Origin of the sequence: Anabaena catenula FACHB-362 (assembly GCF_014698735.1) — a bacterium.
GTDB classification, from domain to species: Bacteria; Cyanobacteriota; Cyanobacteriia; order Cyanobacteriales; family Nostocaceae; genus Anabaena; species Anabaena variabilis_A.
Map to the genome: position 1 here is coordinate 368,833 of NZ_JACJTQ010000001.1, position 17,058 is coordinate 385,890.

Here is a 17,058-nt window from a genome sequence, read left to right on the forward strand (position 1 = left end):
ATACTCTGCGTTTACTCCGCGCTGACCTGCGCTCCTTTGCGTTTCAAAAAAAACCTCACTCAATATGCAAACTGAAACTATTAGCGGATTTCAACTCGCACCTCAACAAAAAAGACTGTGGATTTTACAAAAAAATAGTTCTGCTTTCTGCTCGCAAGCTAGTATTTTGATTGAAGGCAATCTCCAACTAGAGATTCTTCAAAAGGCTATTGAGCAAGTTGTCAATCATCATGACATCCTGAAAACAAGTTTTTATCACCCACCTGGAGTAAAAACCCCAATCATGGTAGTTGCAGATGGCAGTTACTATAATTGGGAATATCTAGATTTAAGTGATTCCTCTCAGGAAGATATTTCTGGGAAACTTGAAGAATTATTTTGGCAAGCCAGACAGGAATATCAAAATATATCTCCAGATTCACTACTGCATTTATATTTAGTTAAGCCGTCCAATAATCAGCATATTTTAATTATTTCTCTACCTGCTTTGTGTGCAGATAATAGAACAATCAAAAACTTGGTTAATCAAATTAGTCAAGGTTATGAACAATGCTGCCAAGGTAAAGAAGTAAGCGGAGAATATGTGCAGTATGTTCAATTTTCTGAATGGCAGAATCAATTACTTACAGATGAAGATGCAGAGGAAGCACAAGCATATTGGCAACAACAAAAAATCAACTCTTTATCAGCATTAAAATTACCTCATGAACGACAAAGAAAGAATCAGCAATTTGTCACTGAGCGTTATCAGTTAGTTATTAGCCAGGAATTATTTACTCAAATTGATGCTTTTGCCCAAAAGTATGAAAAAACCCCTGATGTGGTTTTACTAGCTTGTTGGCAAATATTAATTTGGCGACTCACAGGAGAGTCAGAAATTGTCATTGGTACAGCAAGCGCTCGCCGTGAATATGAAGAACTTAATGACGTACTTGGTTTGTTAGCAACTTGGCTACCAATCAAAACTAAATTTACCCCTAATTTAAACTTTATAGAAGTCTTAACAGCAGTAGCACCAACATTAGAAAATGCTACTGAATGGCAAGATTATTTTGTCCCTGAAGCTGTAGACGCTGATGGTTTTCTAGCTTTCCCTATTGGCTTTGAATTTGACAATATTTCTGCTCACAACTCTAATGATACAGAAGTTAAATTCACCTTACAGGAAATTTACAGTTTTATTGAACCTTTTAAAGTTAAACTCTCTTGTTTACAACGCAATCATAGTTTAATTGCTGAACTTTACTATGATATTAATTACTTTGATCAAGCAACAATTCAAAGACTAGCGAAAAATTTTCAAAAATTATTGATAAATGTTATCAATAATTCAGATATACCTATCAGTCAATTAGAAATACTCAGCGCCAGTGAACGTCAACAATTGTTATTTGAATTTAATCAAACAAAAGTTGATTATCAGCAAGGAAAATGTATTCATCAATTATTTACAGAACAAGCAGAAAAAACACCTGAACAGATCGCTGTAGTTTTTGAAAATGAAAAAATCACATACCAAGAATTAAACTATAAAGCGAATCAATTAGCACATTACTTACAGAAATTGGGAGTAAAACCAGAAGTAGTAGTAGGAATTTGTGTAGAGCGATCGCCAAAATTCATCATATCCTTATTAGCCGTTCTCAAAGCTGGCGGTGCTTACCTCCCACTCGATTCCACTCTTCCCCAAGAGGCGTTACAGTTCCGCTTACAAGATGCTCAAGCCTCCTTTTTAATTAGGGACTGGGGATTGGGGACTGGGGACTGGAAAAATGACGTAAATCTAGATTCTGATTGGGAAAAAATCTCTCAGGAGAGTACAGAGAACCTCATTAACAATACCAAGCTGGGAAATCTAGTTTATATCATCTATACTTCTGGTTCTACTGGTAAACCTAAAGGTATTGCGGTTGAGCATCAACAACTGCTTAATTACCTGTACGGGATTTTGCCAAAACTGCAACTTGCTACGAATGCTAGTTACGCAAGCGTTTCCACCTTCGCCGCAGATTTAGGTAATACCGTCATTTTCCCCTGTTTGTGTAGTGGTGGCAGTCTGCATATTGTATCTTGGGAACGTGCCTCTGATCCGATAGCATTAGCTGATTATTTCCGTCGTCATCCTATTGACTGTTTGAAAATAGTTCCTTCTCATTTAGCAGCTTTGTTAAGTTCCGAGTGTTGGGGAATTTTACCCCATCAGTTACTTGTTCTTGGTGGTGAAGTTGCTGATTGGAATTTGATTGAAAAAATAGAAAATAATGCACCCCATTGTCGAATACTTAATCACTATGGACCTACAGAAACAACTGTTGGTGTACTGACTTATTCAGTCAGTGGAAAAAATCAGGAAGCGGCAACAGTTCCTATTGGTAAACCTCTGGCTAACACCCAGGTTTATGTATTAGATGCACACCTACAACCAGTTCCTTTAGGTGTAGCGGGAGAACTGTATATTAGTGGTGAATCCTTAGCGCAGGGATATTTAAACAGTCCTGAATTAACGGCGGAAAGGTTTATTACTAATCCCTTCAGTGATGGTGAACAGCGATTGTACAAAACAGGCGATCGCGTCCGCTATCTGTCGGATGGTGACATAGAATTTCTCGGCCGTCTTGACGATCAAGTGAAAATTAGAGGCTATCGCATTGAATTAAGCGAAATCTCAACAGCCCTGAGTCAACACCCAGGAGTACGGGAAAGTGTAGTGATTGCTAGGGAAGAGACATCAGGAGAAAAGCGTCTTGTCGCTTACATAGTCCCTACATCTCATTCAGTATCGGATCATGATTTCCGCAACTTCCTGAAAGCAAAGTTGCCGGAGTACATGATACCCACATCCTTTGTCATCCTCAAAGCTTTACCTCTCACCGCTAACGGTAAATTAGACCGTAACGCCCTACCTACACCAGAAGAAGTAGTTAGCAGAGAAACAACCTTTATTGCTCCCCGTACTCCTGTTGAAGAAGTATTAGCAGGTATTTGGGGGCAATTATTAGGTATAACACAGATAAGTATTGACGATAATTTCTTTAATTTAGGTGGACATTCTCTCTTAGCTACTCAGGTAATTTCTCGTATTCGTACCATTTTTGGCGTAGAAATTGCCTTAGCAAAACTATTTGAATCTTCAAGTTTAGCTGCACTAGCAGCAGAGATTCAAACCGCAATGCAGGGAGAAAAACAGGAAATTACAACTATTATACCTACTCCTAGAAATCAACAATTACCCCTATCTTTTGCTCAACAAAGACTGTGGTTTTTTGATCAGTTTGAACCAGGTAGCCCATCTTATAATCTACCTAGAGCAGTGCTTTTACAGGGAAAACTGAACATAGAAGCACTTTCATCTAGTCTCAACAAAATTATGAGACGACATGAAATTTTGCGGACAAGTTTTGTCATAGCTGATGGGCAACCAATCCAGGTAATTTCTGATTCTGTAAATTTAGAATTACCAGTTGTAGATTTACAAAATCTTCCAAAAAAACAGCGAGAAACAGAACTATATCGCCTTGTTAAAGAAGAAGCACAAACAGGATTTAACCTCACCCAATCGCCATTATTACGGGCGAAACTGCTGCAATTGGATGTAGAAGAATATGTAATTTTATTGACCCTACATCATATTGTTTCTGATGGTTGGTCAACGGATATATTAATTAAGGAAATAGTTGCACTATATACAGCTTTTAGTCTTGCTAAACCTAATTTTTTGCCACAATTACTTATACAATATGCCGACTTTGCAGTTTGGCAACGACAATGGTTAGCGGGAGAAGCATTAAAAAATCAATTGGCTTATTGGCAGCAGCAATTATCAGGTGAACTCCCCATATTACAATTACCTACTGACCGTCCTCGTCCCACAGTTCAAACTTATGCTGGCAAAACCCTATCTTATATATTGCCAAAAAGTTTAGGTGAGGATTTAAGAAATCTGTCAAAACAAGAAGGTGTCACTTTATTTATGACACTGTTGGCAGGATTTAAAACTTTGCTGTATCGCTACACAAGTCAAACTGATATTTTAGTTGGTTCGCCTATCGCTAACAGGAACAGAGCAGAAATTGAAAATTTAATAGGCTTCTTTGTTAATACTTTGGTATTGCGAAGTAACCTGTCTGGTAATCCTACTTTTCGTGATTTACTCAAACAAGTGCGGGAGGTAGCGCTGGGGGCGTATGCTCATCAAGATTTGCCCTTTGAGAAGTTAGTAGAAGAAATACAACCGGAACGAAATTTGAGCCATAATCCTTTGTTCCAGGTAATGTTTGTGCTGCAAAATTCGCCAATGAAACAATTGGAGTTGCCTGGATTAAGGGTAAAACCTCTAGAAAATAACGGTACAACAGCGAAGTTTGACCTAACTTTATTTATAGAAGATGTAGAGCAGAGATTAATTGCTAATTTTGAATACAATACAGATTTATTTGATGAAATAACTATTTCGCGGTTGGCTGCGAATTTTGAAGTTTTACTGAAAGGAATTGTTGCTGAACCTGAGCGGCAGCTTGGGCAGTTACCTTTATTAACCACTACTGAAGAACAGCAGTTATTAGAGTGGAGCCAGGGTGAAATTATTGTACAACCGGAATTATGTTTGCATCAATTATTTGAAGCACAGGTAGAAAAAACCCCTGATGCTATAGCAGTAGTATTTGAAGATAAGCAACTAACATACCGGGAATTAAACCGGCAAGCTAATCAACTTGCACACTACCTGCAAAAACTGGGAGTAGGAAAAGAGGTATTAGTCGGGATTTGTGTTGAACGTTCCTTAGAAATGGTAGTCGGACTTTTAGGGATTCTCAAAGCGGGTGGTGCTTATGTACCTCTAGACCCCACCTATCCCCAAGAAAGATTATCTTTCATGTTAGAAAACTCTCAAGTTCCAGTGTTGTTAACCCAGCCAAACTTACTTGAAAGCCTACCGAATACCCAAGCTAAAGTAGTTTGTTTGGATAGCAACACGGAACCTTTAAGCCACGAAAGTATAGAAAACCCTGTTCAGAGTGTAACGCCTGAAAATTTAGCTTATGTCATCTATACTTCTGGCTCTACGGGCAGACCAAAGGGAGCGATGAATACCCATCGGGCAATCTGCAACCGCTTACTGTGGATGCAAGACTATTGCCAATTAACACCAGCAGACAGAGTTTTGCAGAAAACCCCTTTCAGTTTTGATGTATCAGTTTGGGAATTTTTCTTACCTTTGTTGGTAGGTGCGCGTTTAGTGGTAGCTCAACCAGATGGGCATAGAGACACTAATTATTTAGTCAATATAATTACACAGAAGCAAATTACCACGGTACATTTTGTACCATCAATGCTGCAAGTATTTCTGGAACAACCAGGTGTTGAGGATTGTAACTGTCTCAAACGGGTGATTTGCAGTGGTGAAGCATTATCAGTTGAACTGCAAAAACGTTTATTTACCCGCTTGGATGCTGAATTACATAATCTATATGGGCCAACAGAAGCTGCTGTAGATGTCACATTTTGGAAATGTGAACAGTATAGCTCATTAACTACAACAGTTCCCATTGGTCGTCCTATTGCCAATATCCAAATTTATCTGCTGGATAAGCATCTTAACCAAGTTCCTGTAGGAATTACAGGTGAAGTCTACATTGGCGGTGTGGGAGTGTGTAGAGGCTATTTAAATAATCCAGAACTAACAGCAGAGAAATTCATTGCTAACCCGTTTAGTAATCAACCAGGAACACGCTTGTACAAGACTGGAGACTTAGCCCGTTATCTAGCCAATGGAGACATTGAATATCTGGGACGCATTGACCATCAAGTAAAAATTCGCGGTTTCCGCATTGAACTAGGAGAAATTGAAGCAGTATTAAATCAACACCCCAGCGTGCGAGAGACTGTAGTCATAGCTCAGAAAGACAAAATGGGCAACCAGCGACTTGTCGCTTATTTTATAGCTCAGGGCTACAGACCTACCATTGATGAACTGTATAGCTTTTTACAAGAAAAGTTACCGCAATATATGGTACCTTCTAGTTTTATGCTACTAGAGGCAATGCCTTTAACGCCTAATGGTAAGGTAGACCGTAAGGTATTGCCAGTAGTAGAGTGGCAAAATTTAGAACTAGAATCCACTTTCGTAGCACCTCAAACTATTGTTGAAGCACAGTTAGCTGATATTTGGTCAAAAGTACTAGGCTTAGAAAAAGTAGGCGTAAACGATAACTTCTTTCAATTAGGTGGAGATTCTATCCTTAGCCTTCAGGTAATAGCTAAAGCCAATCAAGCAGGGCTGCATCTGACTCCTAAGCAATTGTTTCAGTACCAAACTATCGCTCAACTAGCCACCGTAGTTAGCACAAGCGCACCTATTTTAGCTGAACAAGGTATGGTCACTGGTTCATTTCCCCTGACACCTATTCAGCATTGGTTCTTTGAGCAGAATTTCCTTGATCCTCATCACTGGAATCAATCTGTAATGTTGGAAGTGAAGGAAATGCTTAATCCTCAACTATTACAGCAGGCGGTAGAGTCTTTGCTTGAGCATCACGACATTTTGCACGTGCGCTGGCAGAAATTAGAATCAGGTTGGCAACCCATAATTGATCATGTAGAAAATCGAAAATTATTCGCAGAAATTGATTTTTCTACATTACCTCCAGATGAATTAGATTGTGCGCTCGCCTCCACAATCGAGAGATTTCAAGCCAGCTTAAATCTGTCCGAGGGACTACTTTTCCGAGTTGGCTTTTTTAATCTTGGTAAACATAGGCATAGTTACTTGTTTGTGACTATTCACCACTTAATTGTAGATGGAGTTTCTTGGCGCATTTTATTAGAAGATTTGCAAACAGCTTATCACCAGATAGCACAAGATAAAGCCATTAAATTACCATCAAAAACAACTTCTTTTAAACAATGGGCTTACCGGATACAAGAGTATGCTCAGTCACCATCTGCAAGAGCAGAACTAGATTATTGGCTAACAACCTTGCGTCAACCAATTGCAAACTTACCAATAGATTATCCTGGTGGAGACAACACCGTAGCTTCAGATCAAACTGTTGCAGTTAATCTCAGCCAAGAAGAAACTCAAGCATTACTCCAAGAAGTTCCATCTGTTTATCGCACTCAAATTAATGATGTCTTACTAACAGCATTACTGTTGACATTTGCTCAATGGACAGGACAGAACACACTGCTATTTAATTTGGAAGGACACGGCAGAGAAGAACTTTTTGAGGATGTTGATTCATCGCGGACTGTAGGCTGGTTTACCTCTTTATTTCCAGTAGCCCTGAGTTGTGAGAAAACTACTGATTTAGGAGAAGCTTTGAAGACTGTTAAAGAGCAATTGCGAAGTGTTCCAAATCGGGGTATTGGCTACGGAATGCTGCGATATCTCACCAAGGATAAAGACACTTCTGAGTTATTTGATTCTTTACCCCAAGCGGAAATCAGCTTTAATTATTTAGGACAGTTTGACCAAGTTTTACCCGAATCATCGCTCTTTAAATTAGCAAACCAGTCCAGCAATTCCAACAAAAGCCAGCGCAACCATCGGTCTTATCTGCTAGATATTTACGGTGGCGTTGAATCAGGCAAGCTGCAATTCAACTGGACTTATAGCCAGAATTTACACCACAAGTCCACTATAGAAGGTTTGGCTCAAGGGTTTATTGCAAATTTGCGATCGCTTATTCACCACTGTCAATCCCCTGAAGTAGGCGGCTTTACTCCTTCTGATTTTCCTCTAGCACAGCTAGATCAAACACAACTCGATACACTTTTTGGACAAGTTTCTTTTTAAGGGAGATAAGTAAATGGTAGTGACAAAAAACATTGACGATGTTTATCCTTTATCTCCCATGCAAGCAGGGATGCTGTTTCACAGCCTTTTGGCTCCCGAATCTGGTGTTTATTGTGAACAAACCAGCTTTGAATTGCATGGAGCATTAAATGTACCTGCATTTGTTCAAGCTTGGCAGCAGGTAATAGCACGTCATCCCATCTTGCGAACAGGCTGTGTGTGGGAAAATCTAGAAAAACCCCTACAAGTCGTCGGTCGGCAGGTCAAGTTCCCTTGGCAAGAAGAAGATTGGTGGGGAGTTGAGCCAAAAGAACAACAGCAAAAATTAGCAGCTTTATTAATAGCAGATCGTCAACGAGGGTTTGAACTCTCCCAGGCTCCACTTATGCGCCTGCTCCTGATTCGGCTGAGTGAACAAGTGTATCACTTTACTTGGAGCCATCACCATATCCTACTGGATGGTTGGTCAGTACCGATAATATTTCAGGAAGTTATCACCTATTACAAGGCATTTTGCCAAAGTCAAAATATTTACTTAGAATCACCTCGTCCTTATCGAGATTATATTGCTTGGTTACAACAGCAAAATCTCAGTCAAGCTGAAGTTTTTTGGCGCAATATACTCAACGGTTTTACTACTCCTACTCCCATTGGTATTAAACCAATTACTCAGCACTTGACCGACAATGGGGAACAGGAAATTAAACTTTCTGCGGTGACAACATCCGCCCTTGAGTCTCTAGCGAAACAACATCAATTGACCCTCAACACCTTAGTACAAGGTGCTTGGGCGTTGTTGTTGAATCGTTACAGTAGTGAGGAGGATATTGTTTTTGGGGCTACAGTTTCCGGTCGTCCCCCCTGTTTACCTAAAGTTGAGGCAATGGTTGGATTATTCATTAACACATTGCCCGTGAGAGTACAAATTGACCCCGAACAATTCTTGCTTTCTTGGCTGAAGCAGCTTTTAGCTCAACAAGTAGAGGCACGTCAATACGAATATACCCCACTGTCAGAGATTCAGAAATGGAGTGATATTCCTCCTGGTTCTCCTTTGTTTGAGAGCATAGTGGTATTTGAAAATTATCCTGTAGAAGCTTCATTACTAGAGCCAGATATAAACCTGGAGATTAAAAACCGACGTAGCTTTGAAAGAACTAACTATCCTCTGACTATGAGTGCTGTACCTGGTGAAGAATTATTGCTGAAGATTGCTTATCAACAGAGCGATCTGCTTGCAGCAGCGCTTCGCTATCGCCTTGACTCTGCCACCATTAAAAGAATGCTGGGACATCTTCAGACATTGCTGGTAGGTATGGCTACTAATCCTCATCAGCGCCTTAAAGATTTATCCCTGTTAACAGCAGATGAGCAAAACCAATTATTAATAGAGTGGAATAATACTCAAATTGATTACCCTCAAGACCAGTGCATTCATCAATTATTTGAAGCACAGGTAGAGAAAACACCTAATGCTGTAGCAGTGGTATTTGAGAATGAGCAACTGACTTATCGGGAACTCAACACCAGAGCAAATCAACTCGCACACTACCTGCAAAAACTGGGAGTAATACCAGAGGTATTAGTGGGGATTTGTGTAGAGCGATCGCTTGAAATGATCATCGGACTTTTAGGCATTCTCAAAGCGGGTGGCGCTTACGTACCCATAGATCCAGCCTATCCACAAGAACGCTTAGGCTATATGTTGACAGATGCCCAGGTTTCGGTGCTGTTAACCCAAAAACATCTATTAGAAACATTACCTGCACACAACGCCCAGACTCTATATCTAGACCAAGACAAAAATTTATTCATCACGCAAAGCACAGCTAACCCAATTAGCAATACTACATCTGAAAACTTAGCTTATGTAATTTATACCTCTGGTTCCACAGGAAAGCCCAAAGGTGCAATGAACACTCACAAAGGCTTGTGTAACCGTCTATTGTGGATGCAAGATACATATCAACTAACAGCAAGCGATCGCGTTTTACAGAAAACACCATTTAGCTTTGATGTTTCGGTTTGGGAATTTTTCTGGCCATTATTAACAGGTGCGAGTTTAGTCATAGCTAAACCAGGAGGACATCAAGATAGTAGATATTTAGTTGAACTAATTGCCCAAGAAAAAATTACTACACTTCACTTTGTCCCCTCAATGTTGCAAGTGTTTTTAGAAGAAACAGACCTAGAGAAATGTGGTACTATTAAACAGGTGATTTGTAGTGGTGAAGCTCTATCTTTTGACTTACAAAAACGCTTCTTTGAACGATTAAACGCCGAGTTACACAACCTTTATGGCCCAACAGAAGCCGCAATTGACGTAACTTATTGGGCTTGTCAACTTAATAGTAATCAGAAGATAGTCCCTATTGGTCGTCCGATTGCTAATATACAGATATATATCTTAGATAAACATTTACAACCTGTTCCTATAGGTGTAAGTGGTGAGTTACATATTGGTGGAGTGGGATTAGCCCGTGGTTATTGGAATAAACCTGAATTGACTCAAGAAAAGTTTATTGCTAGCCCATTTGAATCAGCACAGTTTTTATACAGAACAGGTGATTTAGCTCGTTATTTACCTAACGGGAACATTGAATATCTTGGACGCATTGATCATCAGGTAAAAATTCGTGGTTTTCGGATTGAAGTCGGTGAAATTGAGACACTACTAGCTAAACACCCAGAGATACAGGAAAGTGTTGTTGCCCTTAAAGAAGATGATTTAGGTGAAAAACGTTTGGTCGCTTATATTGTTTCTAAGCAAAATAAGTTAACTACCAATGAATTAGCATCAAAACTACAGAAATTTTTGCAACAAAAGCTGCCAGATTACATGATACCTTCAGCTTTTGTGTTGCTAGAAGCATTACCCTTGACCCCCAATGGCAAATTAGACCGTAGGGCGCTACTTACACCAGACTGGTCACAAAGAAATTTAGAGCAAAATTATATTTCTCCCCGTACTCCAGTTGAGGAAATTATCGCCAACACCTGGACTCAAGTGCTTGGTGTTGAACAAGTAGGAGTGAATGATAACTTCTTTGAATTAGGAGGTCATTCTCTATTAGCAACTCAATTAATTTCTCGACTACGCCAAGTTTTCCAAATAGAATTACCCCTCCAGAAAATCTTTGAATTTCCCACAGTCGCAGATTTAGCAACGGCTGTGGAAGCTATCAAACAAGCAGAGGATAGTCTTTTAGCCCCTCCTATTGTGCCTGTTAGTAGAGAAAATCATCTGCCTTTATCCTTTGCCCAACAAAGACTTTGGTTTCTAGAACAATTACAAACCAATAACGCTGCATATAACATTACTAGTGCTGTCCGTGTTCTTGGTGATCTCAATATCACAGCACTCGAAGCCAGCTTAAACGAAATTATTAAACGTCATGAAGCTTTACGTACTGCCTTAATTGCGGTAGAAGGTTTGCCGATGCAGGTAATTACTGCAAATCTGCAATTATCTCTACCTATAATCGATTTGCAAGCACTTTCAAAGCCAGAACAAGAAACTCAAGTACAGCAACTTATCAATCAAGAAACTCAACAGCCATTTGATTTGAGTCAAGTACCCTTATTACGGGTAATTATTCTCAAACTAAGTTCAACAGAATATGTGATCATATTCACAATGCACCACATCATATCTGATGCCTGGTCTATGAGTGTGATTATTCGAGAAATAGTAGCCCTCTATCCAGCTTTTGCTGGGGGTAAACCTTTTGCTTTGCCAGATTTACCAATTCAATATGCAGATTTTGCTGTTTGGCAAAGACAATGGTTGCAAGGACAAGTATTAGAAAATCACCTTGCTTATTGGAAACAAAAACTAGGTGCTGCTTTACCAGTTTTAAAGTTACCCTATACCCAAAATCAAGCAGCCACTCCAAGCAATCAAGCTGGTGTCCAAACCTTCAGTTTATCAGCCGAATTATCGGAAGCACTGAAGACACTTAGCCGTCAAGAAAATGTCACTTTGTTTATGACAATGGTAGCTGCTTTAAAAACATTGTTATATCGCTACACAGGGCAAGATGACATTGTAATTGGAACAGATGTTGCTAACCGTAATCGAGGTGAAACGGAAGGTTTAATTGGCTTTTTTGTTAACTTGCTGGTATTACGCACTGATATATCCGGCTATCCCACTTTTAGAGAATTATTACAACGGGTCAGAAAAGTAACTTTAGAGGCTTATGCCCATCAAGATTTACCTTTTGACAAGTTAGTTGAAGAACTACAACCAGAACGCCATTTGAGTCATACACCTTTGTTTCAAGTGTTGTTTGTCATGGATAATGTTCCGACGCAAAACTTGCAACTACCAGAACTAACGTTGCTACCAATAGAGGTAGAAGCTAAAATAGCTAAGTTCGATTTAGCTTTATTTATATCAGAAACAGAATCGGGAATTAAGGGTGGTTGGTATTATAAAACAGACTTATTTGCGGCAAAAGAAATTTCTAGTTTGTTTGAGAATTTTCAGGAATTACTTGCAAGTATTACGACTCAATCAGATGCCCGAATTAACACTTTGGACTTGCTGACAGAAACGCAAAAACAAGAACAGTTAATTACCGAGGTTAAACATGAGCAAGGTAAACTCAAAAAGTTGATGCAAATTAAGCCCAAGGCTATGAAGTTATCTTAGAGGATGTTTGGAAAGTCATGAAGGATACTAAAAACCCCTCTCCAAACCTCTCCCCTACAAGGAGAGAGGCTTTTAAACCCCCATTCCCTTGTAGGGGGGGTTAGGTTTGAGAGACCTTGGTGTTAATAACAATACTTTTCAAACAACCTCTTAGGAACCAGCAAAAAAATTTGGAAGATTGATTAAAAACACAGAAGCACAGAGAAAAAGGAAGAAGTAATATATGACAATTTCAACTATTGAAGGTTTTCGCTTATCTCCGCAGCAAAGACATCTTTGGTTACAGCAAAAAAACGATGCCGATTATGCGGCTCAAGCTGCATTTTTAATTGCGGGTAATCTTAACGTTGAAGTATTACAAGAAGCTGTGCAAACAGTTGTTAATCGCCACGAAATTCTGCGTACAAATTTCCACACTTTACCCGGTGTGAAAATACCTGTACAAGTAATTCAAAATCATAATTTACTCGTCTGGCAGAATATCGATTTAAGTAAACATGATAGTCATGAACAGCCAACAAAAATAGAGAATTATTTAATTGCCGACAGACGATTAATAAACGAATCATGCAATGATTCTCTTTTGCGTGTGAGTTTACTTATTTTGTCAGCTAACCAGTATCTTTTAGTTTTAACGCTACCGTCTTTATGTGCTGATGTTTGGACACTGAATAATTTATTCTCGGAAATTAGTCAGACCTATGCTTTATGCTTGAAAAATCAACAGTTATTAGATGAACCAATACAATATATCCAATTTGCTGAATGGCAAAATCAATTGTTAGAGGATGAAGAAGCAGAGGAAGGAAAACAATATTGGCAACAACAGGACTTTACAAATCAACAACCGTTAATTTTCCCTTGGGAAACTAATTTAACTGGAGAAAGTAAATTTGCATCCGCAATTTATAATCAGAATATTCCTCCAGAGTTATCTGCTAAAATTTCCGGTATTGCTACTCAGTATAATACTACAACTTCTAACTTTTTACTTGCTTGTTGGCAAACACTGATATGGCGGCTAACCAAGCAGTCTAATATAGTTGTTAATACTGTATTTAATGATAGAAAATATGAAGAGTTGCTGGAACTAATGGGATTAGCTGCTAAATCCTTACCTGTGCAGTGTGTGTTTCAGAAAGACTTTAAATTTTTAGAAGTTTTAAATCAAATTAGTGACAATATCCGCCAGATTAATAAATGGCAAGAATATTTTATTTGGCAAGACAATGTAGAAGGTGTAGCGAATTACCAAGAGTTACCCATCGGGTTTGAATTTCAAGAGTTACCTGAAGATTGTTTAGCTGGTGATGTATCATTTTCTTTATTCCACCATTTTTCTTACTTTGCTCCTTTTAAATTAAAACTTAGTTGTCTGAAAAAAGAAGCCGAGATAATTCTAGAACTGCAATACAATGAAAGTTTATTATGTCATGACAATATTCAACGGTTATTTGAATATTTTTTGACTATAGTAGCAAGTGCTGTTAATAATCTTAACGCTACTGTTTCTGAATTAGTAATTATCAATAACCAAGAACGTCATCAGTTATTAATTGAATTTAATAATACGCATAAAAATCATCCAAGTTATCAATCTATTCATCAACTATTTGAGCAGCAAGTTGAAAAGACACCTGAAGATACTGCTGTAGTTTGTGAGAATAAAAAGCTGACTTATGCCCAACTGAATGCCAAAGCGAATCAGCTTGCTCATTACCTCAAACGCTTAGGGGTTGGTGCTGATGTTTTAGTAGGGTTGTATGTCGAGAAGTCTGTTGATATCATCGTTGGTATATTGGGCATTCTCAAAGCTGGTGCTGCTTATCTACCATTAGACCCAAAATTACCAGCAGAAAATCTAGCTTTTCGTTTACAAGATGCCCAAGCACCCATCTTATTAACACAGCAGTCGTTAGTGGAAAAACTTCCCCAAACGACAGCGCAAATTATCTGTTTAGATACTGACTGGGAAACTATTGATCAAGAAAATCAGGAAAATCTACAAATTTCTGTACAACCAGAAAATTTAGTTTATGCTATCTTTACTTCTGGTTCTACTGGTAAACCCAAAGCTGTAGCGATAGAACATCAACAACTTCTCAATTACCTCTACGGCATTTTAGACAGACTCAATTTACCAGCAGCAGCGAGTTTTGCCACTGTTTCCACCTTCGCCGCAGATTTAGGTAATACAGTTGTGTTTGCTGCCTTGTGTACGGGTGGATGTTTACATATATTGTCTCAAGAAAGAGCATCTGATGCACAGGCGATCGCAGATTATTTTCAACAATATCCTATAGATTGCCTAAAAATTGTTCCCTCTCACCTCACTGCACTGTTAACAGCTTCTTCCACCCAATCAATTTTACCCCGTCAATGTCTAATTTTAGGTGGTGAAGCCAGCACTTGGGATTTAATTCAAACTATCAAAAAACAAGCTCCCAACTGCCAAATATTCAACCACTATGGACCAACAGAAACTACAGTTGGTGTACTCACTTATCCAGTGGAAATTCCTCCTTCTCAAGCCAAAACAGTCCCTCTGGGACGACCTCTACCCAATACTCAGGTTTTCGTACTAGATGAACAATTACAACCTGTACCTATAGGCGTACCTGGAGAACTTTACATTGGTGGTGCTTGTTTGGCTAGAGGTTATCTCCATCGATCTGAATTAACACAGGAAAAGTTTATTCAAAACCCCTTTGTAAATTTACAATTACCAGCAGGCAAATTCAGCCAGAAAATCTATAAAACAGGTGACTTAGTTCGTTATTTACCAGATGGTAATCTAGAATTTTTAGGGCGAGTCGATAATCAAATAAAAATTCGTGGCTTCCGCATTGAATTAGGAGAAATAGAAGCCACACTCAAAGAACATATTGAGGTACAATCGGCTGTAGTTATCGCTGAAGAAAATCAGCGCTTAGTAGCATATCTAGTTCTTAGTTCTGAATCAAACCGCAACCAGAATCAGCAGTCAGAAAGCATCAATAAATTACGCAGCTTTTGTCTGCAAAAACTACCTGATTATATGGTGCCATCGGCTTTTGTGTTGCTCAAAGCATTACCACTGACACCCAACGGTAAAGTGGACATTCAAGCATTACTAGCGCTAGAAAAAACCCGTCCTGAAGTTAATCAAATTTACGTAGCAGCACGTACTCCTATAGAGAAACAGTTAGCTGAAATTTGGCTGCAACTTTTAAGATTGGAACGAGTAGGTATTCATGACAACTTTTTTGATTTGGGTGGACATTCTCTGCTAATTACGCAATTACTAGCCAAGGTAAGAAAAGTTTTCCAGATAGAATTACATTTACGTGATTTATTTGATGCACCGACTATTGCTGATTTAGCTCAAATTATTGAGGACAAAAATGCAGGTATTGTGGCTCACACTGCCAATGTAAATCTGTTAAATGAAGCTGTCTTAGATCCAAGTATTCAAGTTAACTTAGCGGTTGAATATCCGAGCAGTCCCCAAAGTATATTGTTAACAGGAGCGACTGGTTTTATTGGTGCATTTTTACTGTACGAACTATTGCAACAAACAACGGCAGATATTTATTGTTTAGTCCGTGGTGAAAATAATATTGCAGCGCAAGAAAGACTGAGTAATAGCTTAAAATCTTATTTACTCTGGGATGAAAGCTTTAGCCACAGAATTATTACTGTGAACGGAGATTTGGCTAAACCATTGTTGGGACTCAGTGAAGAGAAATTTCAATCGATGGCTAGTCAAATTGATGTTATCTATCACAATGGAGCATGGGTCAATTTTACTTACCCTTACTCTGTTCTCAAAGAAGCAAATGTACTAGGAACACAGGAAGTTTTACGTTTAGCTACACAAATTAAAGTTAAGCCAGTACATTTTATCTCCACAATTGGAGTGGCTCAAATACAAGATAAACTTGACAAAGGAGAAAAGAGTGATACTGGTTATACCCAAAGTAAATGGGTAGCTGAAAAGTTAATTAAAATTGCTGGAGAACGAGGAGTTCCGATTTCTATTTATAGACCAGGACGGATTTCTGGCGATAGTAAAACAGGTGCTTGTAATCCTGAAGATCATACTTTTAGATTGATTCGTGGCTGTATTCAATTAGGAAGTGCGCCCAAGCAAGATGTGATGGTAAATTTAACTCCTGTAGATTATGCCAGTAAAGCCATTGTTTATTTATCTCGGCAAAAAGCCTCTTTTGGTCAAGTCTTTGATATAACCAATCCTCAATCAATTTCTTGGTATGAGATGGCTAACTTAATTTGTGCATTGGGTTATCCCATAAAACAAATTTCCTACGAAGCTTGGCGAGATAAATTACTGCAAATTTCTGAAATAGAAAACGATAATGCCTTATATCCACTAATAGGAATTTTTGCAGAAAGTTCTAAAAAATCTAGCAATAAGAATATTGCTAAACACAACTCTCACAATCACCATACCCTAGCTGAGTTAGTGGAATCTGGTCTTACCTGTCCACCAGTTAATCATCAGTTGTTACAAACCTACTTTACGTATCTAATTCGTACTGGGTTCCTCAACCAACCACAATTAAGTCAAAAAATTTGACATAAATAATCTTGCTCAAATACTCAT

Annotated in this window: 3 protein-coding genes; all 3 read left to right on the forward strand. The window is 38.7% G+C overall.

All coding sequences use genetic code 11. The features are described from left to right. Nucleotides 1-64 precede the first annotated feature (64 nt). The 3 genes from H6G68_RS01695 (at nucleotide 65) to H6G68_RS01705 (ending at nucleotide 17,031) form a co-directional block, all read left to right on the forward strand. On the forward strand, nucleotides 65-7,795 hold the full coding sequence (locus tag H6G68_RS01695) for a non-ribosomal peptide synthetase (RefSeq protein ID WP_190905041.1): 7,731 nt from the start codon (nucleotides 65-67) through the stop codon (nucleotides 7,793-7,795). Between the two features lie 13 nt (nucleotides 7,796-7,808). Continuing rightward, nucleotides 7,809-12,452: a non-ribosomal peptide synthetase gene (locus H6G68_RS01700; RefSeq protein ID WP_190905042.1), complete on the forward strand. Its 4,644-nt coding sequence runs from the start codon at nucleotides 7,809-7,811 to the stop codon at nucleotides 12,450-12,452. Between the two features lie 223 nt (nucleotides 12,453-12,675). Next, nucleotides 12,676-17,031: a non-ribosomal peptide synthetase gene (locus tag H6G68_RS01705; protein WP_190905043.1), complete on the forward strand. Its 4,356-nt coding sequence runs from the start codon at nucleotides 12,676-12,678 to the stop codon at nucleotides 17,029-17,031. Nucleotides 17,032-17,058 lie beyond the last annotated feature (27 nt).